Origin of the sequence: Streptomyces sp. NBRC 110028, from assembly GCF_001417735.1 — a bacterium.
Taxonomy (GTDB): domain Bacteria; phylum Actinomycetota; class Actinomycetes; order Streptomycetales; family Streptomycetaceae; genus Streptomyces.
Genome location: NZ_BBUZ01000042.1, coordinates 73,312 through 100,118, shown reverse-complemented (window position 1 = coordinate 100,118; position 26,807 = coordinate 73,312). Strand labels below are relative to the sequence as shown.

Annotated in this window: 25 protein-coding genes and 4 pseudogenes; 20 read left to right on the top strand and 9 right to left on the bottom strand. The window is 70.1% G+C overall.

The genetic code is table 11. The features are described from left to right. Nucleotides 1-382: transposase (locus tag ASC60_RS32265; RefSeq protein ID WP_199831104.1), on the top strand; the 382-nt coding region annotated here is incomplete at its 5' end. Nucleotides 383-718: 336 nt separating this feature from the next. Here the strand turns inward: ASC60_RS32265 and ASC60_RS32260 are convergent. Then, nucleotides 719-1,453 carry an SDR family oxidoreductase gene (locus tag ASC60_RS32260; RefSeq protein ID WP_055557211.1) on the bottom strand — a complete coding sequence of 245 codons (735 nt, stop codon included), beginning with the start codon at nt 1,451-1,453 and terminating at the stop codon, nt 719-721. Next, complete coding sequence (locus ASC60_RS32255) at nt 1,450-1,716, bottom strand: Atu4866 domain-containing protein (RefSeq protein ID WP_055557209.1); 267 nt, start codon at nt 1,714-1,716, stop codon at nt 1,450-1,452. Before ASC60_RS32255 ends, ASC60_RS32260 begins: the two co-directional genes overlap by 4 nt. Before the next feature lie 141 nt (nt 1,717-1,857). On the opposite strand from ASC60_RS32255, the gene ASC60_RS32250 reads away from it, so the two are divergent. The 6 genes from ASC60_RS32250 to ASC60_RS32220 all read left to right on the top strand — a co-directional run bounded on the left by ASC60_RS32250 (nt 1,858) and on the right by ASC60_RS32220 (nt 8,633). Beyond that, a complete protein-coding gene (locus ASC60_RS32250) occupies nt 1,858-2,691 on the top strand; it encodes a helix-turn-helix transcriptional regulator (RefSeq protein WP_079038770.1) in 834 nt (277 codons plus the stop codon). A 952-nt stretch (nt 2,692-3,643) separates the two neighbouring features. Then, nucleotides 3,644-4,927 carry an NAD(P)/FAD-dependent oxidoreductase gene (locus ASC60_RS32240; RefSeq protein ID WP_079038769.1) on the top strand — a complete coding sequence of 428 codons (1,284 nt, stop codon included), beginning with the start codon at nt 3,644-3,646 and terminating at the stop codon, nt 4,925-4,927. Nucleotides 4,928-4,937: 10 nt separating this feature from the next. Further along, nucleotides 4,938-5,408, top strand: coding sequence for a RidA family protein (locus ASC60_RS32235; protein ID WP_055557203.1), 471 nt, complete (start codon nt 4,938-4,940; stop codon nt 5,406-5,408). Beyond that, a complete protein-coding gene (locus ASC60_RS32230) occupies nt 5,405-6,079 on the top strand; it encodes a DUF1028 domain-containing protein (protein WP_055557202.1) in 675 nt (224 codons plus the stop codon). The genes ASC60_RS32235 and ASC60_RS32230 overlap by 4 nt, the downstream gene beginning before the upstream one ends. Beyond that, on the top strand, nt 6,079-7,221 hold the full coding sequence (locus ASC60_RS32225) for a M20 family metallopeptidase (protein ID WP_055557200.1): 1,143 nt from the start codon (nt 6,079-6,081) through the stop codon (nt 7,219-7,221). Before ASC60_RS32230 ends, ASC60_RS32225 begins: the two co-directional genes overlap by 1 nt. A gap of 59 nt (nt 7,222-7,280) precedes the next feature. Continuing rightward, complete coding sequence (locus ASC60_RS32220; RefSeq protein WP_079038768.1) at nt 7,281-8,633, top strand: MFS transporter; 1,353 nt, start codon at nt 7,281-7,283, stop codon at nt 8,631-8,633. Here the strand turns inward: ASC60_RS32220 and ASC60_RS40095 are convergent. Then, a pseudogene (locus tag ASC60_RS40095) lies at nt 8,630-9,261 on the bottom strand (leucine zipper domain-containing protein). The gene ASC60_RS32220 and the pseudogene ASC60_RS40095 sit on opposite strands and share 4 nt — an antisense overlap. 183 nt (nt 9,262-9,444) lie before the next feature. On the opposite strand from ASC60_RS40095, the gene ASC60_RS32210 reads away from it, so the two are divergent. The 6 genes and pseudogenes from ASC60_RS32210 (at nt 9,445) to ASC60_RS32190 (ending at nt 14,960) form a co-directional block, all read left to right on the top strand. Next, complete coding sequence (locus ASC60_RS32210) at nt 9,445-10,371, top strand: LysR family transcriptional regulator (RefSeq protein WP_063787254.1); 927 nt, start codon at nt 9,445-9,447, stop codon at nt 10,369-10,371. A gap of 140 nt (nt 10,372-10,511) precedes the next feature. Further along, on the top strand, nt 10,512-10,763 hold the full coding sequence (locus ASC60_RS42395; RefSeq protein WP_055557194.1) for a hypothetical protein: 252 nt from the start codon (nt 10,512-10,514) through the stop codon (nt 10,761-10,763). Nucleotides 10,764-10,771: 8 nt separating this feature from the next. Beyond that, nucleotides 10,772-11,050, top strand: a pseudogene (locus ASC60_RS44250) (amidase family protein); the annotation flags it as partial. Between the two features lie 211 nt (nt 11,051-11,261). Beyond that, entirely contained in the window at nt 11,262-13,169 is a 1,908-nt protein-coding gene (locus ASC60_RS43430) for a hypothetical protein (protein WP_055557192.1), read from the top strand. A 191-nt stretch (nt 13,170-13,360) separates the two neighbouring features. Then, a pseudogene (locus tag ASC60_RS40085) lies at nt 13,361-13,594 on the top strand (transposase); the annotation flags it as partial. 193 nt (nt 13,595-13,787) lie between these two features. Next, nucleotides 13,788-14,960: a S1 family peptidase gene (locus ASC60_RS32190; protein ID WP_055557190.1), complete on the top strand. Its 1,173-nt coding sequence runs from the start codon at nt 13,788-13,790 to the stop codon at nt 14,958-14,960. A 37-nt stretch (nt 14,961-14,997) separates the two neighbouring features. On the opposite strand, the pseudogene ASC60_RS40080 reads toward ASC60_RS32190, so the two are convergent. From ASC60_RS40080 to ASC60_RS32160, 6 genes and pseudogenes are all read right to left on the bottom strand, one after another. Next, nucleotides 14,998-15,261, bottom strand: a pseudogene (locus tag ASC60_RS40080) (multicopper oxidase domain-containing protein); the annotation flags it as partial. A 5-nt stretch (nt 15,262-15,266) separates the two neighbouring features. Further along, nucleotides 15,267-15,608, bottom strand: a complete 342-nt coding sequence (locus ASC60_RS32185; protein WP_055557188.1) for an IS110 family transposase — start codon at nt 15,606-15,608, stop codon at nt 15,267-15,269. A 578-nt stretch (nt 15,609-16,186) separates the two neighbouring features. Beyond that, complete coding sequence (locus ASC60_RS32175) at nt 16,187-17,080, bottom strand: nucleoside hydrolase (protein WP_055557184.1); 894 nt, start codon at nt 17,078-17,080, stop codon at nt 16,187-16,189. An 85-nt stretch (nt 17,081-17,165) separates the two neighbouring features. Further along, complete coding sequence (locus tag ASC60_RS32170; RefSeq protein ID WP_055557182.1) at nt 17,166-18,032, bottom strand: carbohydrate ABC transporter permease; 867 nt, start codon at nt 18,030-18,032, stop codon at nt 17,166-17,168. Nucleotides 18,033-18,034: 2 nt separating this feature from the next. After that, on the bottom strand, nt 18,035-18,979 hold the full coding sequence (locus ASC60_RS32165; RefSeq protein ID WP_055557180.1) for a carbohydrate ABC transporter permease: 945 nt from the start codon (nt 18,977-18,979) through the stop codon (nt 18,035-18,037). Further along, complete coding sequence (locus ASC60_RS32160) at nt 18,976-20,301, bottom strand: ABC transporter substrate-binding protein (protein WP_079038765.1); 1,326 nt, start codon at nt 20,299-20,301, stop codon at nt 18,976-18,978. The genes ASC60_RS32165 and ASC60_RS32160 overlap by 4 nt, the downstream gene beginning before the upstream one ends. Before the next feature lie 201 nt (nt 20,302-20,502). Here ASC60_RS32160 and ASC60_RS32155 point away from each other — a divergent pair, with 201 nt between their 5' ends. The 7 genes from ASC60_RS32155 (at nt 20,503) to ASC60_RS32125 (ending at nt 26,773) form a co-directional block, all read left to right on the top strand. Further along, nucleotides 20,503-21,513 (top strand): LacI family DNA-binding transcriptional regulator, encoded by a 1,011-nt coding sequence (locus ASC60_RS32155; protein ID WP_055557176.1) that lies wholly within the window; start codon nt 20,503-20,505, stop codon nt 21,511-21,513. A gap of 263 nt (nt 21,514-21,776) precedes the next feature. Continuing rightward, a complete protein-coding gene (locus ASC60_RS32150) occupies nt 21,777-21,965 on the top strand; it encodes a hypothetical protein (RefSeq protein ID WP_055557174.1) in 189 nt (62 codons plus the stop codon). Nucleotides 21,966-22,083: 118 nt separating this feature from the next. Then, nucleotides 22,084-22,779 (top strand): TetR/AcrR family transcriptional regulator, encoded by a 696-nt coding sequence (locus tag ASC60_RS32145; protein WP_055557172.1) that lies wholly within the window; start codon nt 22,084-22,086, stop codon nt 22,777-22,779. A 242-nt stretch (nt 22,780-23,021) separates the two neighbouring features. Further along, nucleotides 23,022-24,164, top strand: coding sequence for an NAD(P)/FAD-dependent oxidoreductase (locus ASC60_RS32140; RefSeq protein WP_079038764.1), 1,143 nt, complete (start codon nt 23,022-23,024; stop codon nt 24,162-24,164). A 64-nt stretch (nt 24,165-24,228) separates the two neighbouring features. Then, nucleotides 24,229-24,981, top strand: coding sequence for an alpha/beta fold hydrolase (locus ASC60_RS32135; RefSeq protein WP_055557168.1), 753 nt, complete (start codon nt 24,229-24,231; stop codon nt 24,979-24,981). Nucleotides 24,982-25,125: 144 nt separating this feature from the next. Next, on the top strand, nt 25,126-25,707 hold the full coding sequence (locus ASC60_RS32130) for an NADPH-dependent FMN reductase (protein WP_055557166.1): 582 nt from the start codon (nt 25,126-25,128) through the stop codon (nt 25,705-25,707). A gap of 169 nt (nt 25,708-25,876) precedes the next feature. Continuing rightward, complete coding sequence (locus tag ASC60_RS32125) at nt 25,877-26,773, top strand: VOC family protein (RefSeq protein WP_055557164.1); 897 nt, start codon at nt 25,877-25,879, stop codon at nt 26,771-26,773. Nucleotides 26,774-26,807 lie beyond the last annotated feature (34 nt).

The following is a 26,807-nucleotide window of genomic DNA, read 5'->3' as shown; positions in this document are numbered from 1 at the left end:
CTACACGGCGCCGGCCGAAGAGGCCGCCCTGGAGCGGTTCGCCGAGTTCGCCGACGCCTGGGGCCGGAAGTATCCGGCGATCGTGAAGCTGTGGGAGAACGCCTGGGAGGAGTTCATCCCGTTCCTGCGGTTCGACACCGAGATCCGCCGCATCGTCTGCACCACCAACGCGATCGAGTCGGTCAACGCCCGCATCCGCCGGGCGGTCAAGGCCCGCGGCCACTTCCCCAACGAGCAGGCCGCCCTGAAGTGCGTCTACATGGCGATCATGTCCCTCGACCCCACCGGCAAGGGCCAGGCACGCTGGACCATGCGTTGGAAGACCGCGCTGAACGCCTTCGACATCACCTTCGACGGCCGCCTCTCCGCAGCCCGTCAGTAACCCATCAGCCCCAGTTACACCACTCGTTTGACAGACCCTCGGCCTGGTCGGACCGATCCGGGCCAGGAGCACCCGGCAGTCCCGCAAGGGCACCGTCTTCCACCGCGAAGCCTTCACGATCAACTGGGACGTGAAGGAGGCCACCTGCCCGCAGGGCAACGTCAGCCACCGGTGGTCGACACCCCCGTCCCTCGCGCCCTACGAGTTCTCCCCGGACGACTGCCGCCTTCTTCTGGGGGTAACCGTGTGGCGCGAGGCGAGTGGAGACCACTTTGTGCAGCTCAGCTCCGGTGTGATCGACAGTTTCGCGTGCAACGCGTGTGGCGCTACCGCGGGCTATTGGGCGCTTGCGGTGGGACGGACGACGATCTCGTTGACGTCGACCTGCGAAGGCTGGGAGATGGCGTAGGCGATGGCCTCCGCGATGGCGGAGGCGGGCAGTGCCACGGCGCGGTAGGTCTTCATGGCCTCCCTGGCAGCAGGGTCGGAGATGCTGTCGGCGAGTTCGGACTCGGTCACGCCCGGGGACACGAGGGTGACCCGGATGTTCCCGATGGACTCCTGGCGCAGTCCCTCGGAGATCGCGCGGACGGCGAATTTGGTGGCGCAGTAGACGGCGGCGGTGGGCGAGACCTCGTAGGCGCCGACAGAGGCGATGTTCACAAAGTGCCCGCCGCCCTGAGCGCGCATCGCGGGCAGGGCGGCGGCGATACCGTGCAGGACTCCCCGCACGTTCACGTCGATCATGCGGTCCCACTCCTCGGTCTTCAGCGCTTCCAGCGGCGAGAGCGGCATCACTCCGGCGTTGTTGACCACCACGTCCACTCGGCCGTAGCGCTCGCGGGCGGCGGACACGAAGGCCCGGACATCGTCGGCATCCGTGACGTCCAGCCGCTGGAACGCCGCAGTGCCGCCTGCGGCAGTGATCTCCCTGGTCAGCGCATCGAGACGATCGGTGCGCCGCGCTCCAAGGAGCAAACGGTGGCCGTCTGTGGCAAGTCGGCGGGCGGTCGCCTCGCCGATCCCGCTGCTCGCTCCGGTGACTGCCACGACCTTGGCTGTGTCTGTCATGCCTGCTTTTCCTCTCGGTAGAGCACGAGGTGCTCGTGGTAGAGCACGCCATCGCGGATGTCGCCCGTCGCGTGGAACCCGGAGTCGTCGACGTAATCGATATGGCTGCCGGTCACCGTGTAGCGGCCCGTGTACGCGCTGCGCCGGTTACCGCGGGCCTCGTCGTACCGGCCGTCCGCCCGCAGCTCCTGGCGGATGTGACCGTCCGCGGTCACCCACATGCCAACCACGTCGGCATGGCTCTCCTCCGTGTTCCCTGTCATGACGGACTCCCCTCGTCCATGGGTGCGGATCTGTCCTGCCCGACCGAGTCTGGACAGGTCGGAGACCGCCGACCAGGACGTGTGCTGCCTGGGTGCACCGCACCCAGGCAGCACACCGCCCCTGCGCCCTAGCCTGAGGACATGACCGACAACCTCCTGGGAGAGTTCCTACGCGCACGCAGGGCGGGCCTACGGCCGCAGGACGTCGGCATGGCGAGCTACGGCGTGCGCAGGGTCACTGGACTGCGCCGTGAAGAGGTCGCGGTCCTGGCCGGGGTGAACGCGGATTACTACACCCGCCTGGAACAGGGGCGCGAACGCCACCCCTCGGCCCAAGTACTCGACGCGCTCGGCCGCGCCTTGCGACTGGACCCCGACGCACACGCACACCTGCACCAGTTGGCCGGGACAGCGCCGAGTAACCAGTTCACCCACACCACGGACCGCGTCAGTCCCGCCCTTCGCCAGCTGATGGACGGCTACCCGGGCGCCCCGGCGTTCGTCATCAACCGGACCTTGGACGTCCTGGCGGGCAACGCCCTGGCCGGGGCCCTGCACTCACCCTTCCGGCAAGCGGACAATCTGGCCCGCATGACCTTCCTCGATCCGGCAGGCCGACAGTTCTACACCCGGTGGAGCCGCACGGCGCAGGCCACCGTGAGCCACCTGCGTCAGGCGGCCGGCCTCGACCCGGACAACCCACGGCTGGGGGAACTCGTCCGATCCCTCACCGAGCACAGCGCGGACTTCACCCGCTTGTGGAACTCCCACGCCGTGCGTGGCAAGACCCAGGACGCCAAGCACTTCCTCCACCCGGACGTCGGGCCCCTGACGCTCACCTTCCAGGCCTTTGACGTACGCGACGCTCCGGGCCAGCAACTTGTCATCTACCAGGCCGAACCCGGCAGCCCCAGCGCCCAGGCCCTCAACCTACTCGGTTCCATCCACGCCACTTCGAATCAGGCCGCCCTGTAGCCGGAAGAGATAGCCGGGATCTGCCGAGCAATCGCTGCAGCCGGCGCTCGCGTTCGGATGCCGCTCTTGGGCAAGTCCCTGAAGCGCCGGGATCCCGCCCGATCAATCCGATCGGGCGGGATCTCGTCAACCACCCAGACCTGGCCTCGCAACGGTCCTGGCAGTCGGCTGGGTCCGACCCAGCCGCGTTGGTTCAGCACGCTGGTCAGGTCCCGGTTGGCTGCCCTTGCGGCATCGAGATCGGAACGGGTCTCCTCCAACGCGGAGGTCAGTGCGACGTTGTGCTGCTCCAGCCTCGTGATCTTCCGTTGGAGCTCGTCGATGTCTGTTGAGGCTCCTGGCCCCGACTTCCGCCATGCCTGAGCTCCCGGCGTCTGCGAGAGGCGCTTCTCCGGCTGTTGAACGCGGGCGGCCAGGCGGGTGTTGCGGGCCTGGGCGTTGGCGAGGTCGGCCTGGAGCGAGGCCCGGCTCACCGGCGATCCGCCGGCCGGGTCCTGGGCTGCCGGTTCGAGTTCGGCGGCATGGACGAGTGCAAGCAGGTCGCGGTGACGGTAGAGGAAGCTGCGGTCGACTCCGGCTTGCCGGCGATGGCCGAGACACTGATCGGGGTGCCGCTCTTCGCGGCGCTCCTGACCGATGTGGCCCCCCGCTGGCGGCGACGCTCGGTGCCCGCCTGGCGGCCGTCACGCCTGGGCGGGGGTCATGGCAGCCTCCAGGGCCGGACGTCGGGGAGTGACTGGCCGACGCGGGGCATGCCCAGCATCACCAGACGGCCGCGGCGGACCACGGCGACGGCTTCCTCGGTCTGCGCCCGTTCTTCTTCTATAAATCAGATCGCTTACGGCGGAAACATCTGTTGGACAGATTTATAGCCCGGGTCGGAGGATTCCTCGTGCGGTAGCACAGTCAACGCGACAACCAATGGACTGCCGCATGGAGTGGAGGCTGAAAGTTGAGTGAAGAGACTGAGGTAGTCGTCGTCGGGGCGGGCCAGGCGGGTGTGGCGATGAGCGAGCACCTGGGAGCCCACGGTGTGCCACACATCGTCCTGGAGCGGCACCGTATCGCCGAGCGCTGGCGCTCGGAGCGCTGGGATTCCCTGGTGGCGAACGGCCCCGCGTGGCACGACCGGTTCCCAGGGATGGAGTTCCCTGGCCTCGCCCCCGATGCCTTCGCCTCAAAGGAGCAGGTCGCGGACTACTTCGTCACCTACGCCGAGAAGATCGGTGCCCCGATCCGGTGCGGTGTCGAGGTGACCTCGGTGCGTAAACACTCCGCTCGGCCCGGCTTCCGGGTCGAGACGTCGGAGGGCTCCATCGACGCGCGCTTCGTTGTGGCCGCGACGGGACCGTTCCAGCGACCCGTGATCCCGCCCATCGTCCCGGACGGTGCCGTCCCCGTGCAGATCCACTCCAGCGGGTACCGCAACCCGGAACAGCTTCCCGAGGGCGCGGTCCTCGTGGTCGGTGCCGGCTCCTCGGGAGTCCAGATCGCCGACGAGCTGCGTCGGTCCGGTCGCCGGGTCCTCCTCTCCGTCGGTCCGCACGACCGTCCCGCCCGCGAGTACCGCGGACGTGACTTCTGCTGGTGGCTCGGTGTGCTCGGGCGCTGGGACGAGGAGACGCCTCCGCGAGGTGCCGAACACGTCACCATCGCGGTCAGCGGCGCCCGTGGCGGCCACACCGTGGACTTCCGTGCCCTGGCCGCCGACGGCATCGAACTCGTCGGTCTGACCGCGTCCTACGACGACGGCGTGCTGCACTTCGCGCCGGATCTCGCCACGAACATCGCGCTCGGCGACGCCAAGTACCTCGAACTCCTCCGGGCGGCCGACGAGTACGTCGAGCGCAATGGGTTCGACCTCCCCGAGGAGCCGGAGGCCCACGTCCTCGGGCCGGACCCGGAAGGCGTGGCCGACCCCCGTCTGGAGCTCGACCTGGCCGGGGCCGGCGTGACCTCGATCGTCTGGGCGACGGGCTTCGCCACCGACTACAGCTGGCTCGAGGTCGACGCGTTCGACGAGCACGGCAGGCCGGACCAGCGACGCGGCGTGTCCTCCGAGCCCGGGGTCTACTTTCTGGGCCTGCCCTGGCTGTCCCGCCGCGGATCGAGCTTCATCTGGGGCGTCTGGCATGACGCCAGGTACGTCGCCGACCACATCACGACTCAGCGGGGATACCTCGCGTACGGCACCACCGACCGGCCCGGCGCCGCGCCGGCGAGCCGGCAGAACTGAGGAGCAGAAGATGACCTCCACGAGCGAGGGCCGCCAGGTGAAGGCCCCGATCGTCGCCGGCGGGCACACCCGGATCCGCCCGTTCAACACCCGCGACACCTATCCCGAGCAGAACCTCGACAACGACCTCTGTCAGGCCGTCGTCGCAGGCGACACCGTGTACGTACGGGGCCAGATCGGCCAGAACCTCGACACCAGCGAGTCCGTGGGCATCGGCGACGCCGAGGCGCAGGCCGAACAGGCCATGGCGAACATCCAGATGCTGCTCGAAGAGGCGGGCAGCCGGATGGAGCACCTGGTCAAGCTGACCATCTATCTGATCGACCCGCGCTACCGCGAGGTGGTGTACCGCACCGTGGGCCGCTGGACCAAGGGCGTCCACCCGATCTCCACCGGCCTGGTGGTGTCGGCCCTGGCCCGTCCGGAGTGGCTGTGCGAAATCGACGCCGTCGCCGTGATCCCCGAGGAGGAGCAGGCATGACGTTCTCACTGGTGGTCCGTGACGGCGAGCGGTTCGGCATGGTGGCCAGCTCGTCCAGTCCGGCGGTCGCCGCCCGGGTCGCCCATCTGCGACCCGGGGTCGGCGCGGCTGCTTCGCAGAACATCACCGACCCCACGCTCGGCACGAGCCTGCTGGAGGGGCTGGCGGACCACGGCGACGCGGAACGCGCGCTGGTCGGTGTCACCGGCGCGGCGCGGAACGCGAAGTCCATCGCCTACCGCCAGCTGACCGTTGTGGGCCGCTCCGGGCCCGGGTTCGCCTACAGCGGCTCGCACACCCTGGGCAGGTACGCCTCGGCCACCGCCGAGGGCGCGGTGGCGGCCGGCAACATGCTGTGCGGTGAGCACATCCCCGGCGTCCTCCTCGACGCGTACTCCGGTGCCTCGGGGGAGCTGGAGGAGCGGCTGGTCATCGCCCTGCAGGCGGCCGTCGCGGCCGGTGGCGAGGAGGGGCCGGTGTACTCCGCGGGCCTCGCAGTCGTCGCGGACGTGGACTGGCGGGTGACCGATCTGCGCGTGGACTGGGCCGACGACCCTGTCGACCGGCTCGCCGAACTCCTCGCCGTCTGGCTGCCGCAGCGGGACGACTACGTGCGCCGTGGGCTCGATCCCGCCTCCGCCCCCTCGTACGGCGTGCCGGGCGATCGGTGATGGGGGCGCTGAAAGAGGCCGCTCGGCACGAGATCGACCGGCACGCCGAGGAGCTGATCCGGCTGTCCGAGCGGCTGCACGCCGACCCGGAGACCGCCTGGGAAGAACACCGGGCGGCGGCCGCCGTACCCGAGCTGTTGGACCGCGCCGGATTCGACGTCACTTCGTCCTACCTGGGCCTGGACACCGCCTTCCATGCCCGGTTCGGCAGCGGGCCGGTCCGGATCGCGTTGTGCGCCGAGTACGACGCGTTGCCCGGCCTCGGTCATGCGTGTGGGCACAATCTCATCGCGGCGAGCTCGGTCGGTGCCGCGCTCGGCCTGGCCGCCGTCGCCGACGACGCCGGCCTCACCGTCGAGGTCTACGGCACCCCGGCGGAGGAGGGCGGCGGCGGCAAGATCGAGATGCTCGACCGGGGCGCCTTCGCCGGGGTGGACCTCGCGATGATGGTGCACCCGGCGCCGGTCGACGTCGCCGAGGCCCGCCCGTTCGCGGTCAGCCACTCCAAGGTCTCCTACACCGGCAGGTCCGCGCACGCCGCGGCCTATCCCGAGGCCGGGATCAACGCGGCCGACGCCTTCACCGTGGCCCAGGTCGCGATCGGGCTGCTCCGACAGCAGCTGCCGGCCTCCGCCCGGGTGCACGGCGTGGTGACCCACGCCGGGGACGCCCCGAACGCCATCCCGGAGCGGGCCACCGGCCGCTGGTACGTCAGGGCGGAAACCCTCGCCGAACTGGCCGGGCTGGAACCGCGGGTCATGCGGGCCTTCGAGGCGGGCGCCCTCGCCACTGGGTGCGAGCTGGAGATCGAGCCGGAGAGCAAGCCGTACGCGGAGTTCCGTAACGACGAGACCGCTCTCGGGCACTACCGTGCGAACGCCCTCGCTCTGGGGCGGCAGTTCGCGCCGCCCGGGCAGGCCGCCCGGATGAACCGCGCCTCCACCGACATGGGCAACGTCTCGCAGGTGGTGCCCGCCATCCACCCCTACATCGGCATCGGCTCGCTGCCCGCCACCAACCACCAGCACGAGTTCGCCACGTTCTGCGTGGGCGGGGAGGCCCAGCGGGCCCTGCTCGACGGGGCGAGGGCCCTGGCCTGGACCGGTGTCGACCGGAGCCCGGCCCGAGACGCGAGCCACTGACCGAGGCGGCACCCCTACAGCTCCGGCTTCTTCCACCCCATCCCCAAGGAGGCGCACACATGTCCAGTCCTCACACCGCCGTCACGACGACCGAGTCCCAGGTGGCCACCGATGTCGTCGCACTGCGCAGGAGCGTTGCCGCGGGAGCCGTCGGCGTGTTCGTGCACTGGTTCGACTGGGCGGCGTACGCCTATCTCGCCGGAACCGTCGCGACCGTGTTCTTCCCGGACGAGAACAGCACCACCGGACTGCTCGCCGTGTTCGGCGTATTCGCCGTGTCCTTCGGTATCCGGCCGATCGGCGCCATGGTGTTCGGACCGCTCGGTGACAGGATCGGCCGCAAGCGCACGCTGTCGCTGGTCATCTTCATGATGTCCGGCGCGACCATGACGATCGGCCTGCTCCCCGGTTACGCCGCGATCGGGGTCGCCGCCCCGGTGCTCCTGGTGATCCTGCGCCTGATCCAGGGATTCGCGGCGGGTGGCGAGTTCGGCAGCGCGGCGAGCTTCCTCGCCGAGAGCGCCCCCCGGCGCCGTCGCGGATTCGGGGTGAGCTGGCTGGAGGTCGGCTCCCTGCTGGGCTTCCTCGCCGGTTCGTTCGTCTACCTGCTGCTGTCCACGGGGCTGGACGAGAACCAGCTGACCTCCTGGGGCTGGCGCATCCCGTTCCTCATCTCCGCGCCGCTGGGCGTCATCGGCTTCATCATCCGCAACAAGATCGAGGACACCCCCGAGTACCGGACACTCGAGGCCAACAACACCCTGCCGCGCAGCCCGGTGCGGGAGCTGCTGCGCCGCGACAAGCGGCGACTGCTCCAGGCGGCGGGCCTGATGGCGGCCATGCACGTGCCCTTCTACACGGTGCTGACGTACCTGGTCACCTACGAGACCGACCACCTCGGGCACTCGGCGGGCAGCGCCGCCCTGCTGTCCACGGTGATCTCGCTGCTGGCGTTGGTGCTGGTCCCGGTGTTCGGGCTGCTGTCCGACCGCGTGGGGCGCAAACCGGTCTTTGTCGGCGCCACCGCGTCCCTCCTGGTCCTCTCCACCCCCGCGTTCCTCCTCATGCGAACCGGGCTCGTCGGAACCTGGATCGCCGGTCTGCTGCTCGGTGTGATCCTCGCTGCGATCCTCGGCACCTACGCGGTGTGGTCTGCGGAGATCTTCCCCACCCGCAGGCGTCAGAGCGGCCTGTCCATTCCTTACAACCTCACCGCCGCCCTGTTCGCCGGTACGGTGCCGTACCTGATGACCGTGCTCATCTCCGCGACCGGCAGTACCCTGCTGCCCGCCCCCTACCTGATGGTGTTCGCCGTCGGGGGCCTCATCGCCGCTCTGTCCCTGGAGGAGACCGCCGGTTCCGCCCTGCTGCGCCCCGAGGATGTCTCCGACATGTCCGCCGAGCGCCGCTAGGTGTGCTGTGCGGAGAGGTTGGTGACGCGGCTGGCTGGGCTGCGGCCGCTGGTTCCGGTGTGGGGTCGGTGGTTACCAGTCCAGCCAGTTGGGGAACGCGGCCTGTCGCTCGTTTTCTGAGGTGTAGGGCCGCTGGTAGGCCCACTCCCCGAGCAGGGTGCGATGGAAGCGTTCGACCTTCGGGGATACGGCCGAGGTTCTTGACGTCGATGTGGACCAGCTCGCCCGGCGGGGAGCGTTCGTAGCGGCGGACGGGCTCGCCAGTAGCCCGGTCGCAGGCAGCCAGGGGCGGCGTGCCATGGCGCTGGAGGATGCGGTGGGCGGTGGAGGTGGCGACCGAGACACGGGCGGCCAGCCGCAGCGGGCCGATGCGGTGTTCACGGCGCATCCGCAGCACCCGCGCCTCCACCACGGCGGGTGTCCGGCGTGGTGAGTGGTGGGGGCGGCTGGAGCGGTCGTGCAGACCCGCAGCCCCGTGGTGGCGGTAGCGGTGGGCCCAGCGGGCGGCGGTGGTGTGACTGACCTGGAACCGTTCGGCCGCCCGGCGCAGCGGCCACCCGTCGTCGATGACACACCGGGCCGGACGTAGCCTGCCGGTCGGGGGCAGCGGGGCGTTACGGTGGATCAACGAGGGCCTCCTGCGTGCCGGTGGTAGATGTCGCAATCCACACCGAAACCAGAGGCCCTCGCCTCGTTCAAGCACTTTCAGGGCGAGTCGCCCGTCACCAACGTGCCGGGACAGCACACCTGGGCACGGCCGCGTAAGGTCGACGCCGGCACGGTCACGTATCACCAGGCGCGAGGGGCACGCATGACGCCACCGGTGGGTTTCACCCTCCTCCAGCTCCGTTACTTCCTCGTCGCCGCCGAGCGCGGTTCGATGACGGAGGCATCGGGGGCGCTTCACGTCGCGCAGTCCGCCGTGTCCGCGGCCATCCAGAACCTCGAGCGCGACCTGCGGGTGCAGCTGTTCATCCGCCGCAGGGGCCGGGGACTGACCCTTACGCCCGCGGGGGAGAGGCTTAAACAGCACGCGCGTGAGCTGCTGGCCCGTGCGCGCGAGGTCGAGCGGGAGGCCCGGGGAGACGGTGAGACGATCTCCGGGCCGGTGGCCATCGGCTGCTTCGTGACGCTGGCCCCGTACTACCTGCCACCCTTGTTCAGCGAGTGCACCCGCCGCTACCCGGGCATCGAGATCGATGTGGTGGAAGCGGAGACGGATCAACTCGTCCAGGCCTTGGGCGCAGGGCGTATCGACTTCGCCGTCACCTACGGCCTCGGTCTGCCGACCGAGCCGACCCTGCGCAGCGAGACCATCGCGCAGGCTCCGGCCTACGTCATCGTCCCGGCCGATCACCCGCTGGCCCGGCAGTCCACCGTGGCGCTGGTCGAGCTGTCCGCGGAACCCCTCGTCCTGCTCGACCTGCCGCACAGTCGCGATTACTTCCGCTCGCTGGTGGCCGCCACCGGCACCGCACCCGATGTCCGCTACCGGACCCGGAGCTACGAAACCGTACGTTCCCTGGTGGCCCGTGGAGTCGGATACTCCGTGCTGAACCAGCGGCCGGCGACCACACAGACCTATGGCGGCGGCGAGATCGCGGAACTCGAGCTGCGGGACGAAAGCCCACCGCTCGAAGTCAAGATCGCCTCGGTGAAGGACATGACCCAGACCGTCCGCGCCCGCGCGGTGATGGATCTGCTGAGGGAGATCGCCGCCTGCCACGCCACGGCCTGAGCCGGGCTCCGCCCTACCACGAAGACGGCCCGCCGCCCCTTCGCGCCCCCGTCTTCGAGGGCGACCAGCCCGTGTGCCAGGTCGTGCGCGCTCGCGACGAGAGCGACCTCCCTGGCGAAGAGTGAGGTCATCAGCTCGGCGTGGCCGGGACTGCGGTCGACGCGCCGGTGCAGCTGTCGGCCGACGAGATGCCGGGGGCGTTTCGGCGGGGCGAGCTGTCCCCGGTGGAGGTACTGGACTCGCTGATCGAACGGGTCGCCAAGACCAGCGAGGTCAACGCGGTCGCCGAGGAGATGTTCGACGAGGCCCACGATGTCGCGCGGGCCGCCGAGGCCAGGTACGCGGGGAAGGCCCGGCGCCCCGGGCGCTCGAAGGCATCCCGGTCGCGGTGAAGGAGGAGATGCCGATCGCCGGCAGGTCCCATCGCTTCGGCTCCCTGCTGGCCGAAGGCAACGTCGCGACGCAGACGCAGCCGATGGTCCAGCGACTGATCGACGCCGGTGCGGTCCTGCATCTGCGGACCATGACGCCGGAGTTCTCGATCGCCGTGACCACCCGCCCCGAGCTGTGGGGCGTCACACGCAATCCATGGAACCTCGACTACAGCCCCGGCGGTTCGTCGGGCGGCTCGGGTGCGGCACTGGCTGCCGGACTCGCCCCACTGGCCACCGGCTCCGACAACGCGGGCTCCATCCGGGTTCCGTCGGCTCTGTGCGGCGTCATCGGGTTCCGGCCCCCTACGGACGGGTGCCATCGCTGCCGCCTACCAGTCTCGACACCTACTGTCAGGACGGGCCGATGGCCCGCACGGTCACTGACTGCGCTCTCCTCCAGAACGTCATCGCCGAACCGGACCTCGTCATGCTCAGGCCGAGGCCCGGGAGTACCGTGTGGCGGCTCAGGCATGCAAAACCGCTGGCAGGCCGCCCTGGAGCAGGAGCGGGGCGCACAAGCAGCTCAGCCAGGACCGCGCGGAGCGCTGGAAGGGATGGACGCACGAGATCCGGCAGGACCTGTCCGACGAGGTCCTCGCCGCCGCCCGTCCGGCTGTCGTGCCCGAGGGCAGCGTGCAGGCCCTGCGCGAGCGCTGGGCACAGACCCGGCGGGACTGGCTCAACGGCATCAGCGACACCGCCCTGCAACAGCGGCTCACCACTGCCGAAACCGCCATCAAGAATCTCAAGCAGAAGCTGGCCGAGGCTGGCTCTGCCGCACGCGCTCAGGCCACCGAACTCTTGGACCAAGCCGAGACGATGGACGCCGAGCACCTTGCTGCCCGCATCGCCGTTGCCGACAGAACTCTGAAAGACGCTGAGCGTGCGGAGGCGGAAGCGGGGCTGCTAGTGCGGCAGGCCACCAAGGACCACGAAGAGGCGGCCACCGCCCTCGATGACTTCTCCGGTGTCACGGTGCCGGCCATCGACAGCACCCAGGAAGCGCAGAAGCAGCTGCAGGAAGCCCAGCACCTGCTGGAACAGGACCGCGTCCTCGCCCAGGTGCGGCATCTGGACGCCGAGAAGATCCACCGGCGCGCCGACCAGGCGGCCAGCCACGCCGCGCAGCTTCGGCACTCGGTCAGCGCCCTCAGTGCGGCAAGCGACTATCCAGCCCTTGGCCAGGGTGCTGACGGCGCCGCGGAGATGACTGTGGACGCGCTCCTGCTCGAACAGCACGGGCTCTCCGCCGTGACCGCGCAGTCGCTGCAGCCGCACGACGCCGAGCAGATCAAGGACGCCCTCGTCCGCGAGGTCACTCAGGCCGACCGCGCCCTGGAGAGAGCCAGAACCGCCCTGTGCAAGGACGTGCGGAAGGTGGGACGGCTCGCACAACAGCCGGAGTACCTGCAGATCGTCGACGGACGGCTGCGCGAGCGCCTGCGGGAAGACCTCACCACCCCCGCCCGGCTGGCCGCACTCCTGGAGGACATCGAGGAGCGCGAACGGCAGGTGGTCGCGCTGCTGGCCGAGTCCGCCGAGGACCAGGCCCGCGTCGTGGACGCCTGTACGAGCACAGTCGAAGCGGTCCTGGACAGCGTGGAAGAAGTCGCCCACCACTCCCGTCTTCCCAAGTATCTGGGGAGTTGGTCCAGCCGGCGGTTCCTGTCGCTGGAGCTGCGCCAGCGCGCCAGAGGCGACGAACTGGCTCGGAGACTGTCCGCCGAGGTCGACCGTCTCATCACCAACCTGCCGGCCAAGGCCGCCGGACGGGCCAGCGCCCTGCCTGAGGCGATTGACCTGGCCAAACCACTGTTCCTGGCAGCCCTTGGCTGCCACGGCAACATCGTCGCGAAAATCATCAAGCCGACGCAGAGCCTGGACAACGTCGAACGTGAATCCGTCACCGAGATCCAGAAATTCAGCGGCGGCGAACTGCTGACCGTGTCCGTGCTGCTGTACTGCACACTTGCCCGGATGCGTGCAGTACAGCGGGACCGGCGCATCCCCGCCGGAGTGGGCACACTGGTGCTGGACAATCCCTTCGGGAAGGCCGACTACAGGCCCTTCGTCGACCTGCAGCGCCGCGCCGCCGCCCACGGTATCCAGCTCGTCCACACCACCGGATCCAACGATCTGCCTGCCCTGGGCCGCTTCCCCGTCATCATCCGCATGCGCAACGGCGTGGACGTGCGCACTGAACGGCGCTACGTCCAGATCCTCGACCGGTACGGCGACGCCGTCACTGCCGGCGTCGCCCGCGCCCAAGACGACGGCATCACCTCTGCCCATCTCCTGCGCCGAACCGTCCTGCGCACCGAGGCAGAACCAGACACTCAAGCCCCCGAGCAGGACGCCGTGTGACCGCCGCCGATCACATGGCCGCGTTCCTCGCCCGACAGCCCCGCCAGCGCGTCGACTTCGACGCGCTGGCGGGCGCCGCCGACGCGGGCGACTCCAGCCTGGCCGCCTCGCCCCGGCGCCGCCGCATCCTCGCCGACGCCGCCCGCACCTTGGCCCACCGCGGGATGGCCATCCTGCCCGAGGGAAGCGACAACGACGTGAAACTCACCGAGTGGATCACGACCGCCCGGGCCATCGACCTGCCTCACCTGCGCAGCTTCACCAACGGTCTCGAAATCGACCGATCCGCGGTGAACGCCGACCTCACCTTGCCCTACCACAACGGTCGCACCGAAGGCATCAACACCCGCACCAAGAGGATCATGCGACAGATACTCGGCCGCGCCGGATTCGACCTCCTCCGCCACCGCATCCTTCTGCCCTGACCGCTTACTCCGCGTCACCACCGACTATGGGGCAGAGCCACTCGTTTGACAGACCCCCTGCTGGCACAACCAGGTGCCGTCAGGTACTCGGTGGACTTCTCAGCTTGGTCTGGACTTTTCCCGGTGGATCGATAGGCTCCCCGCGATTGAAGGGGAGAGAGTGCTCTCACTCCACAGCTGAAGGGGAACAGCTATGCGACGTAAGCACGTTGTCCGTGCGGCTCTGTCCGCACTTCTCGTTCTCTGCACAGTGTCCGGCGCCGGTGGCGCGCTCTCGTCCGCCTCGGCGGCGCCTGCCCCCGGGACCGCGGACGCGCTGTCCGCGAAGTTCGTGCGCGCCCTCGGCCAGGACCTCGGCCTCACCGCGGAGCAGGCGCGGACCCGGCTGAGCCAGGAGGCCGCGGCCATGAAGACCGAGCCGAAGGCCAAGCGCGCCGCGGGCGCGGCCTACGGCGGATCCTGGTTCGACGCTGCCACCGGCAAGCTGGTCGTTGGCGTCACCAGCGCGGAGAAGGCCGCGGCGGTACGGGCCACCGGCGCCACGGTCCGGACCGTCGCCCGCAGCGCGGCCGCACTCGACGCGGCCAAGGCGAGACTCGACCGACAGGCGAAGAAGCACGCCGCCCCGGCCGCGGTGAGCAGCTGGGGCGTCGACCCCCGGTCGGGCAGTGTGGTGGTCCGGGTGCGGGCCGGAGCCGAGGACGACGCGGCCGTACGCACCTTCCTCGGCGCCGCCGAGCGCGCCGCCACGGTCCCGGTTACCGTCGAGAAGGCCCCTGCCCGGGCGCCGAAGACCCTCGCCGCGGGCACGGTCGGCGGCGACCCGTACTACACCGGCAACGTCCGCTGCTCCATAGGCTTCTCGGTGCAGGGCGGCTTCGTCACGGCCGGGCACTGCGGCACCAGCGGGGCCGGGGTGAACGGCTGGGACGGCTCGTACATCGGCACGTTTCGGGGATCGTCCTTCCCCGGCAACGACTACGCGTGGGTGAGCGTGGGCAGCGGCTGGTGGACCGTCCCCGTGGTGCTCGGCTGGGGCACCGTCCCGGACGCGCTGGTCCGCGGCTCCGCGGAGGCGCCGGTCGGCGCCTCCATCTGCCGGTCCGGTTCCACCACCAAGTGGCACTGCGGCACAGTCCTGGCCAAGAACGAGACGGTGAACTACGCGCAGGGCGCCGTGTACCAGATGACCAGGACCAATGTGTGCGCCGAGGGCGGTGACTCCGGTGGCTCGTTCATCAGCGGTGACCAGGCCCAAGGTGTGACCTCGGGCGGCTACGGCAACTGCACCAGCGGCGGCGAGATCTGGTTCCAGCCCATCAACGAGATCCTGTCGACGTACGGCCTGCGGCTGCACACCGCCTGACCGCCGGATCGTCCGGCCCAGGCCCCCGCCGGACGGGCTATGACCCGTGCCCCGTGCCGCCATGGTGGCCCGGGTCATAGCCCGGGATGCTGCCGTCCGCCTTGGCCACCAGGAACAGCCCCGCCATCCCCATGTCGGAATGGTTCTGCACGTGGCAGTGGTACATCCACGCGCCCGCGCCGGTGTTCTCCCCGGCGATCGACTGGAAGCCGAACGAGTCGGCCGGGCCGGTGATCTTGTTGTCGATGTCCCGGCTCGGGTCGTCCGGTCCCTCCAGGATGCCCGTGTGGTTGTCCGCCCAGGCTGCTATGTCGTGTCAAGCCGCTTGAGTGAGTTCTTCGAAGTGTTTCGGTCGCCGCGCTCCAGGATCTTGAAGATCTGGCGGCAGACCACCCGCTTGAGGCATCGCTGGGCGTCACGGGAGGTCTTCCCTTCGGTGATCTTGCGTGCGACGTACGTCTTCGTAGAGGGGGCGAGTCGCATCCGGATCAGGGTGATCGTGTGCATGGCCCGGTTGAGCTGCCGGTCGCCGCTGCGGTTGAGACGGTGTCGGTTGGTCAGCCCGGACGAGGCAGGGATCGGCGAAACACCGGCGAAGGTGGCGAAGGCGGCTTCCGAGCGGAACCGTCCCTGGTGAGACCAGCTCACCCAAGATCTGGGCGGTGGTGATCGGTCCGGGTGCCGGTGGATCAGGCGAAGACGGGGCGTGTCGGAGAGGAGCGGATCGTGTGGGGTGGCCTGGGCCGGAGGTGTCGCCGGAGCCACACGCGGTATCAGCCACCAGCTCCTCGCGCTCGGCGGTGGTCAGCAGGTCTTCCCGTTCGCCGGCGTCGGCCTCCGGCTGCCGGATCCAGTTGCGCAGGGCCTCGTGGTGCACCCCGAGTTCCTAGGCCATGCGGCGGATGACGGGCTTCGGTTCGGCGGCGCGATACATGCGGACCGCACGGTCACGCAACTCCAGCGGGTATATTTTCTCGGGGCAGACATCGTCTGCTCTCCTCTCGTGAGACCCATCTGACCTGCTGTCACCTCTCCCCGCGTCTCGGGGAAGCTCAACCCGGTGGAACTGCTGTGGTCGGCGACCAGAACACGCGAGCTGGCCAACCTCGCCGACACCGCTGAACGTGGCATCCACCGGTCTCCTCCGATGAACAACTCCCGTGGCCCTTCCTCACCCACTCGGGTCTGGCGATCCATGCTCAACCACCACAGAACCAACGAAAACCTCAGTAGGAGATGGCGGACTCGGTTCCGGCCCTCTCGATACGGGTTACGATCTCCTCGGCGACCGCGTCCAGGTCGACGTCGACGACAAGGCGGACCGGGCCCTCGGAGTCGCGGTGGAAGGCGGTACGGCCCTCGTCGTCGACCGTGACCGTACCGCGCTCGGTCCCGTACAGCTCTGGGCAGAGCATCGACAGGGCGGTGATCGGGTCGTGCGGGACGCTCCAGCCCTCGCCTGTGAACCTTGTCCAGGCATCGATTTCGCGGGCGAGGGCAGCACCGTAGACGCCGGCGGCGCGGATGCGTTCGATGCCGTCGCGGCCGATGCGGACCCTGCGGGTGATCTCCAGGCCGGTGATGACGGTCGGGATGCCGGAGGCGAAGACGGTGCGGGCGGCCGTGATGTCACTGACGATGTTGTGCTCGGGCCCGGCGTCGGGCGTGAAATGGCCGCCCATGAGATAGAGCGTGCGCACCGCCGGGGCGAAGCCCGGTTCGTGGGTGATGGCGCGGGCGAGGTTGGCCTGCGGGGCGATGCCCATGATGTCGAGTTCGCCGGGCCGGGCGAGGACGGCGTCGGCGAGGAAGCGGTGAGCGGGGACGTCGTCGCGTACGGGCTCGGTCTCCAGGTTGGTGAAGGCCCGGCCCTCGTGTCCGGCCCACCAGACCTCCTTTCCGGACAGGGTCTCCTCCGCTCCGGGCACCACGGTCAGGTCGTGCCCCGCGAAGGCGGCGAGACGGTGGGCGAGGCGGGCGCGCAGCAGGGTGTCGCCGTAGACGGTGGTGACGGCCTCGACGCGGACCTGCTCGGGCGAGCCGAGCAGGACGCCGAGCGCGAGGGCGTCGTCGACGTCGCTGCCGATGTCAGTGTCCAGGAGGAGGTGGTGGAAAGTCATGTGTGTCCTTGTACGTGTGCGGGACCCGTGGGCCGTGGGCCGGCGGCCTGCGGGAGGACGGACGGCGGGGGTCGGTGGGCGGTGGCTACTTGAGGCCGCTGCTCGCGATGGACTGAGTGAAGTGGCGCTGCAGCCGCAGCAGTACGACGAGCGGGATGAGAGTGAGGACGACGGCGGCCGCGAAGACCTGTCCGTAGTCGACGACCATCTGCCCCTGCAGGGTGCCGAGCGCGATGGGGCCGAGCTGTTTGGCGGGTTCGGTGCCGATGAGCAGGGGCCACATGTACGACTGCCACTGGAAGGTGAACAGGGTGAGTCCGGCGCCGACGAGCGCGGGCCGTGACAGCGGAAGGTAGACGCGGGTGAAGACGCCCCACCAGCTGAGGCCGTCGATGCGGGACGCTTCGACGAGTTCCCTCGGGACGGCGAGGAAGAACTGGCGCAGCAGGAAGATGGCCAGGCCGTTTCCTATGCCGGGCAGGGTGAGACCCGCGTACGTGTTCTGCAGTTCCCAGGAACGGAACAGCGAGGACAGGGGGATCGCGATCGCGTCAAACGGGATCATGAAAGTGAGCAGGATCACCGCGAAGACCAGACCTCTGCCCCGGAACGCGAAGACGGACAGTCCGAACGCGGCGCTGGCCGAGACCAGCAGGCCCAGCGCGACGGTGACGGCGGCGACCAGCACGGAGTTGAGGACGGCCCGGCCGAAGGCGCCCTGGAAGAGGGTGACGTAGTTGTCGAACGTGGCGTCGGTGGGGATCAGGCTGCGCCAGGACAGGTCGTCGAGGCTCGCGAGGACCTGGGAGCCGGGGCGCAGGGAGCCCGCGAGCACCCACAGCAACGGCAGCGCGAAGAGCACGCCGATCACCACGGCGGCGATCATCGGCATGTGCCGGGCCGGCGAGAGTCGCCTCGGCGTACCCGGGGCGGAACGGTGGAGGGTCGTCATGGCTACTCCTCGCCCTTGCCCTGCATCAGCCGGTATTGCACGGCGACGATTGCGAGGGTGAGCGCGACGAGCAGCACCACCTCGGCCTGGGCGTAGTGGATGTCGCCGACGCTGTAGGCGCGGCGGAAGACGTCGTACATGAGCAGGTTGGTGGAGCCCTCGGGGCCGCCGCCGGTGAGCAGTTGCACCGGCGCGAACACCAGGAAGTTGGAGACGGTGTCGGCGACGAGCACGAAGGCGAGCGGTCGGCGCAGCAGGGGCAGTGTGACGTGGACGAAACGCTGCCAGGCGTTGGTGCCGTCCATGGCGGCGGCGTCGTAGCACTCCTGCGGAATGTCCTGCAGGCCGGCGATGAGGAACGTCATCCAGTACCCGACACCGACCCACGACATCAGCACGATCAGTGCGTAGAGCGCTTGGGAGGGGCTGGTCAGGAACGGCTGGGAGGGGAGGCCGAGAACGCCGAGGACCGCGTTGAGCGGGCCTTCGGGCCGATAGAGGATGCCCCAGATCACGGCGGAGACCGCGGGCGGCACCGCGATCGGCGCGAAGACGAGGGAGCGCCACAGACGTGCACCCGCGAAGCGCCGGTTGAACAGGGCGGCGAGGCCGAGTGCGCACAGCACTTGGAGCGGGTTGACGATCAGGCTGAACAACAGCGTGACGCGCACGCTCTGCCAGAACTGCGGATCGCCGAACAAGTCGCGGTAGTTGGCGAGGCCGACGAAGCGGGTGACGCCGTCGACGAGACTGTGGTGGCGCAGGCTGTCGACGACCGCCAGCCCTGCGGGCAGCAGGCGCAGCGCGAGAAGCGTGAGCAGTGCGGGGGCCAGGAAGGCGAGCGCGGTGCGGGCCTGGGACCGGGGCCGTCGGCGGCGGGCCGAGCTCTGGATCTCGGCGGCAGGGGCTGCCGAATCCTCGCCGGCCTTGGCGGTGGTGGTGGTCATCGCAGTCTCTCCCAGGTGCGTACGAGCTCGTCCGAGGCCTTGGCGAGGCGGGCTTCGACCGGTGAACCGTTGCGGATGTCGGAGAAGGCCGATGCCAGTACGGTCTCGAACTGGGTGTAGCCGATGGAGCGTGGGCGGCTGACGGCCGTGTGCTCCAGCTCGTATCGCATGATCGCGGCGACGCCCTCGGTGGACCGCGTGGCCTTCTTCTCCAAGCCGGCCGCGTACTGCTCGAAAGCGGTGCGGTGGGAGGGGATGAGCGGCGAGGCGGCGACCGTGGCGAGGCTTCCGGGGGTGGTCAGTGTCGCGTACTCCATGAAGCGCAGGCCCAGGTTCTGGCGGCTGCTGTACGGGTTGATGCCCCATGACCAGGAGTCGGTCGGGGTGACGGGGCGACCGCCCTCGAAGTACGGCTGCGGGGCCGTCCCCCAGGTGAGGTTCTTGAGGGCGGCGAACGAGCCCAGGTTCCAGGGGCCGCCGACGAAGAACGGCACCCGGCCGGCGGTGAACAGGGAGGACAGTTGGAAGGACGTGATGCCGCGCGGAGAGAGGCCGTCGGCGAAGAGCTTGCCGTACCAGCGCATGGCGCGCTGCCAGCCGTCCGTGGTGACGGCGGGGGTGAGCATGTCCCTGCCGGTGATGCCGGATCCGCCGCCGAGGCCCTCGACCAGCGGCTGCAGGCCGTAGTAGGCGTCCGTCTGCTCCAGGACCAGGGCGTAGTCGCAACCCGCCCGCTTCATCGCGCGGCGCCCCACGTCAAGGGTCTTCTCCCAGGTCCAGCGCTCGGCGGGGTCGGCGGAAGGGACGTCCACGCCCACCTTCCTCAGCAGGTCCGCGTTGTAGAAGAGGTACTGGGTGGACGTCCATACCGGCAACGAACGCAGGGTGCCGTTCCAGGAGCTGATCTCGTACTGCTCCTCGGTGACGGCCGCGCGGGCCCGTCGGCTCACCGGGGTGAGGTTGGTGAGGAAGCCGCGGGCGCTCAGCGCGGGGATGCGCGGCTGGTCGACGCAGTAGACGTCGATGGCCGAGTCCTTGGCGGACAGGCGAAGCTGGAGGACGTCGTTGAGCTGGGCGGGCGGTACGGCGGTGTACGCCACGCGCACTCCGGGGTGGGCCCTCTCGAAACCGTGGATCACCGGCGCGAACGTCGCGGGGGTCTCGGGCCCGAGGAATCGCACCGTTCCCCTGGAGGGACCGGAGGCGCCGGAGGTACCTGACGAGGAACACCCGGTGAGGACCCCGCCGGACGCGGCGGCGAGGGCGGTGCCGAGCAGCCTTCTGCGGCTGAGGGAGCGCGCGGGCCTCGGGGCACGGTTCATGGCGCCCACTGTGCATCGCGAAGTGCCCCTGGAACGAGAGCTGTGACCATCATGGATCCAAATCGTTTTGTATGGCAGAGAGAGGCAGAACCATGTGCATAGCGCCTCGACGCCGAGCACACTACAAAACGTTTTGCGTTCTGGGTAGAGTGAAGCCGAACACGGCGCCGCCGGTGCGCCACGAACCTTCGGGAGGCGGATGTGCACGGCTCGGGCCGCGTCAAGATCGTGGACGTGGCGGCCGCCGCCGGAGTCAGCGTCACGACGGTGTCGCACGTGATCAGCGGGCGGCGTCCCGTCTCGGCGGCCACCCGGGCCCGGGTCGAGGACGCGGTGCGGCGCCTGGGCTACCAGGCGGATCCATCGGCGCGCGGGCTGCGCACCCAGCGAACCGACACCATCGGGCTCGTGGTACCGGACATCACCAACCCGTTCAACACCGAGTTGGCGGCGGGCATCCAGGCCGTCGCGTACGCGCGCGACCTGCTCACCGTGGTCTGCGAGGCACCCATGACGGGTGGCCCCCAACTTCCCTCCGTACTCAAACAGTTGGCGGCCCGTCGACTGGACGGCATCGTGCTCGGGCGGTTCGGCGCGCGACGCGTGGACCTCGACCTGATCGCCGGTTCCGGCGCGCGGCTCGTCAGGCTCGGCACCCGGATCGCCGACGGCCCCGGCGACGTGGTGCGTGGCGCCGAGACCGAGGGCATGCGCGACCTGGTCCGGTACCTGGCCGTCAAGCGCGGCTACCGGAGGATCGGATTCATCGGCGGCGAGCAGGGCGTCGAGCCGGGCGGCGAACGGTACGAGGGCTACCACCAGGCCCTCGGGGAGGCGGGCCGCCCCGTGCCCGAGGAGCTGACTGTGTGGACCGGCTTCACCCGGGAGGGCGGGCGCGTCGGCGCGGCCCACCTGCTCGATGCCGCCGAGCCGCCGGACGCCGTGGTGTGCGCCAACGACCTCATCGCGATCGGGGCACTGGACGTGGCCCGGGCGCGCGGCCTGGACGTGCCGGGCCGGCTGGCCGTCGCCGGGTACGACGACATCGACGCGGCGTCGATGGTCGCCCCGGCTCTGACGACGGTGCTCAATCCGGCGCGGGAGATCGGCCGCAGCGCGGCCCGGCTGCTGATCGACCGCCTCGACGGTTACACCGGACCGGCCCGCGAGATCGTCCTCGCGCATGAGGTGGTGCGGCGCGCCTCCGCATGACCGCGCACGGCCCGGTCGGCGGCATCGTGCTCTCGCCGGTCTCGGGGCCTCGGCGGGTCGGAGGTCTCGGCAGGGTGGACCGCAGCGTAGAAGAGGAGTGTCCAGGATCACGGGGAAACTTCAGGAGATCGGCCCTTCGACGAGATCCTGTAGAACTGACACGGACTGCAGCTGCGGCATGGGTAACACCACTGTTGCCCATGCCGTCGCTATGAAACTCGGCCTGAACTGGGAAAACCGACGGCTTCGACCTCGAGCACCCCGTGCAGTGGGAGGTCGAAGCCCTCGAACCGGCCGAACTCCAGCGCCTGGTCCTCGCCGCCGTCGAACCGTACGTCGACCGAACCGTGCTCGCCCAGCAGATCGCCCGCGAGGAACAGCAACGCCGCGCCCTGGACGACTTCATCGGCCGTTGGGGCGCGGCGGGCGGAACGAGCGAGAGGCCGTCCTAGCGCTGTACGGGGGCCTGGGCAACCCCACTGGCCCTGGGCGAGCCAGAAGCAGCATCCGTGAGGGCCGAAGGCGAACCGGGCAACCCCGCGTTTCGAACATGTTCGTTACGATCGGATTATGACTGCGAGAAGAGAGCCGATCAGCCGCCGGGAGCGTCCGGCGAAGCCCGCCCTGTCCCGGCGCTGGATTGTGGACACCGCTGTGCGGATCATGCGGGCGGAGGGGCTGGGGAAGGTCACGATGCGCCGCTTGGCGCAGGAGCTGGACACCGGTCCGGCGTCACTGTACGTCTACGTCGCCAACACCGCCGAGCTGCATGCGGCCGTCCTGGATTCCCTGCTCGGCGAGGTCGACCTGACCGGACGGGACGGCGGTGAGGACTGGCGCGAGCAGCTGCGTGCCGTCATGACGTCGTACACCCAGGTGCTGTTCGAGTACCCGCAGCTCGCGCGGGCCGCGCTCGTCGCCCGCCCGAGCGGCGAGAACTACCTGCGCCTGGTGGAGCGCATCCTCGACCTCCTTGCGCAGAGCGGGGCCGGTCGCGAGCAGGTCGCCTGGGGGGTGGACAAACTGCTCCAGGACGCGACAGCCACCGCCGCCGAGCACTCGACGCGGGAGCACGATCCCGCCGCCGAGGGCGACTGGGACGCCACCGTGCGCGCCCTGCGCGCCGTGGACGCCGCCACGCATCCGGCGATCACCGCGCACATGCCCGCCCTGATCGGCGGCTCGGTGCCGGACAGGATGCGCTGGAGCTTCGACGTCCTCGTCAACGGCATCACCCGCACACCCGTCCCGGGCGCAGTGGACTGAGTCCGGGACGGGGCGGCCCGCCCTGGGGGCGGACGCCACCCGGGGGAACGGAAGGTCTCCGCGCCGCCCGCCGCTCCTCGTGCCGAACTTGTTCGCAACGAACATGTTCGGTACGGTGGGGGGGTGGCCGAGGCATCCCTTGCCGCCCCGTCGCGCACGCCGCTCCTGCGAGGAGCTTTACGGCGTCGGCGGCGATGACTCGGCACACCGAGACGTTTCCCCTACTGCTTCCGGAGGCCCCCATGAGCACCAGTCATTTCCCGATCGCGATCATCGGCGCAGGTCTCGGCGGCCTGACCGCCGCCCGCGTCCTGCACGTCAACGGCGTCGAGGCGCCGATCTTCGAGCTGGAGGCGTCGGCGGCGGCCCGCACTCAGGGCGGGATGCTCGACATCCACGAGAACAACGGGCAGAAGGCCCTGCACGCCGCCGGCCTGCACGACGACTTCCTCAAGATCGTCCACGAGGGCGGTCAGGCCATGCGCCTGCTCGGCCCCGACGGCACCGTGCACGTGGCCGAGGAGGACGACGGCACCGGCGGCCGGCCGGAGGTGGACCGCGGCGACCTGCGGGACCTGCTGCTCGACTCCCTGCCCGACGGCACGATCCACTGGGGCCGCAAGGTCGCCGGAGCCCGGACGCTGGGTGACGGACGCCATGAGGTGACGTTCGCCGACGGCTCGGCCATCACCACCGATCTCCTGATCGGCGCGGACGGCGCCTGGTCCCGGATACGGCCGCTGGTCTCCAGCGCCTGGCCCGCCTACACCGGCATCTCCTTCGTCGAGACCGACCTGTTCGACGCCGACACCCGCCACCCGCGCAGCGCCGCGGTCATCGGCGGCGGGTTCTTCATCGCCCTCGGGGGCGAACGCGGTGTCCTCGCTCACCGGGAGACCGACGGCAGCCTTCACGTCTACACGGCCCTCAAGGCTGACGAGGGCTGGCTGGACACCGTCGACTTCACCGACCAGGCCGCCGCCAAGGCCGCGGTCCTCGCCCACTTCGAGGACTGGGACGAGGGTCTGCGCGGCTTGGTCGCCGACGCGGACACGATCACCCCGCGCCGTATCCACGCCCTGCCTGTCGGCCACCGCTGGGACCGCGTCCCGGGCGTGACGCTGCTCGGTGACGCCGCCCACGTGATGTCGCCCTTCGCCGGGGAGGGCGCCAACCTGGCCATGCTCGACGGCGCCGAAGTCGCCTTGGCCATCGCCGCCCACCCCGGCGACACCGAGGCCGCCCTGGCCGCGTACGAGGAGGCACTCTTCCCGCGCAGCGAGGCATCCGCCGCCGAGTCCGCCGCCAACCTGGACACGATGTTCAGCGAGAAGGGCCTGGCGCAGATGGTCGCCTTCTTCACCTCTGGCCCGGCAGCCCAGTGAGGCCCGCGCTTACGGCCGCCGCGCCCTCAGCCACCGAGCACCCCGCATCCAGGAGGAGGACCTCATGACCGCACCCCCGCAGCGCACCATTCCTGTACGGCCCGGCCTCGATCTCGACGTGCGCGAGGCCGGCACCAGCGGCAGCCCGGTCCTCGTCCTGCACGGCGGCCCCGGCCCGTCCAGTATCTCGCCCCTGGTCGACCACCTCGCACCGGAGCACAGAGTGGTCGCGCCCACCCATCCGGGCTGGGAGGGCACCGTACGGCCCGACGACCTGGACTGCGTGCCCGCACTCGCCGCTGCCTACCTGGACCTGCTCGGCCACCTCTCGCTGAACGACGTGACGGTGATCGGCACGTCCTTCGGTGGCTGGGTCGCCACCCAGACCGTCCTGGACGACCGCGAGGGCCGGATCTCCCGGCTCGTCCTCATGGACGCCATCGGCCCCGTCATACCCGGCCAGCAGATCACCGTGCCCGCCGGGCCACCGGCTCCGGCGGCCGCAGGACCGGCGCCGCAGGGCGGACCGTCCGCGCAGTCGATGGCCGCCATGCGCGTCTACGCCGGGCCGGCCATGGGAGATGCCGGCATGCTGCCCCGCCTTTCCACCGTCACCTGCCCGGTCCTGGTGATCTGGGGCGCCGACGACCCAGTCGTCACCCCGGACTTCGGCCGCGCCTACGCCGCGGCGTTCCCCCACGCGCGGTTCGAACTTATCCCCGGCGCAGGACACCTGCCCATCCGCGAGGAGCCCGAGGCGGTCTTCACCGCTCTGGACCCCTTCCTCACCCCCCGGGCCTCGGCCGCCGGCCACTGAACCCTGCCCTTGGTTCCCCGTCTGCGGGCCGGCGCCGGCATCGCCCTTCGGCAAGCGGGCGCCCATGGGACTCATCACGCGCGGTCGCAGACCGACCGCGCGGGGGCGGGGAACCGACCGTCCCTTTCATCCACCGGAGGCACGATGACGAAGATCGCGATTATTCTCGGCAGCACCCGCACCGGACGTGCCGGCGAACGCGTCGCACAGTGGGTCCTGGAGCAGGCCCGAAAGCGCGGCGACGCCGACTACGACCTGATCGACCTCGCCGAGGTCGACCTGCCGCAGATCGACGAACCGTTCCCGCCCGCCATGGGCCGCTACACCCACCCGCACACCCAGCAGTGGGCCACGACCGTCGCCGCCTACGACGGCTACGTCCTCGTCACCCCCGAGTACAACCACTCCTTCCCCGGCGTCCTGAAGAACGCCCTCGACCGCGTCCACGCCGAGTGGAACAACAAGGCCGCCGGCCTCGTCTCCTACGGCTTCGACGGCGGCGTGCGTGCCGTCGAAGCCCTGCGCCCGGTCCTGGGCGCCCTGCAGCTCGCGGACGTCTCCGCGACCGTCACCTTGAACATGCGCACCGACTTCGCCGACTTTGGCGCCACCTTCACCCCCGGCGACCACCAGGGCCCCGCCCTGACGGCGATGCTCGACCAGCTCCTGTCCTGGAGCAACGCCCTCGCCCAGACCCGCAACAGCGCAGCCCCGGCAGCTTCCTGAAGCCCCTTCGCACGACCTCCTCTCACACGACGGCCCCGGCCCGCAGCCCACTTCACGCGCCAGTCAAGAGCTGCGCTTTGCCTGCGAGCAGGGCCGCGACACCGGCCACGCTGCGGCTCACACAGGTGCTCCGCCCCCGGGGAGCCGCAGCACGGATGAAAGGTCGACCATGACCGACTACCGGATGGACCAGACACTCACCCTCGGACCCGTCACGCTGACGGTGGCCGACCTGGAACGCAGCGTGCCCTACTACACGCAGGTCGCAGGCTTCCGCCTCCTCGACCGTCAAACACAGCGAGCACAACTGGGCGTGGAGGGACAGGCGCTGGTCGACCTGCACGAGGTCGCCGGGGCCATCGCGCCGCCGCCCTCCAGCCCCGGGCTCAGCCACTTCGCCCCGCTCGTGCCCACCAGGGCGGACGTGGCCCGCTTCACCCAGCGGCACCTCGACGCAGGATTCGACGTCGATCCGCGCGACCACGTCGTGAGCCAGTCGTGCTACGTCACCGATCCCGACGGCCACACGATCGAGGTGACCTGGGCCTGCCCGCAGGAGCAATGGCAGTGGACCAACGAGGGCCTGCCCGTCGTGGTCTCCACCCCGATCGCTGTGCAGGACCTTCTCGACGAGCCCGGTGCGAGCACGCCCGCACACCTGCCGGCCGGGACACAGATGGGGCACGTCCAACTCAAGGCGACCGACGCCGCCCTCACCCGCACCACGCCGTTCTACCGCGACCTGCTGGGCCTGGAGATCTACGCCCGCCTGGGAGACGGGTTCATCGGCGTCGGCGTGAGTGACTACCGCAGCCTCCTCGTCCTCACCACCCGGTTCAGCCCGCAGGGAGGCACGCCCGCAGGACCCGACACTGCCCGGCTCACCTGCGTCGACCTGCTCCTCACCAACTCGGAGGCGATCGAGCGACTGGCCGAACGCCTCACTGCCGCCGACCACCCGCACCAGCGCACGGGAACCAGCCTGACCACACACGATCCCTCCGGGAACCCGCTGCGTTTCTCCGTACACGACACCGCGAAATCGGCATCCAGCGCGGACGCGTAGCACCCGCCCACACTCACTTCCCGGCGGCCTGCAC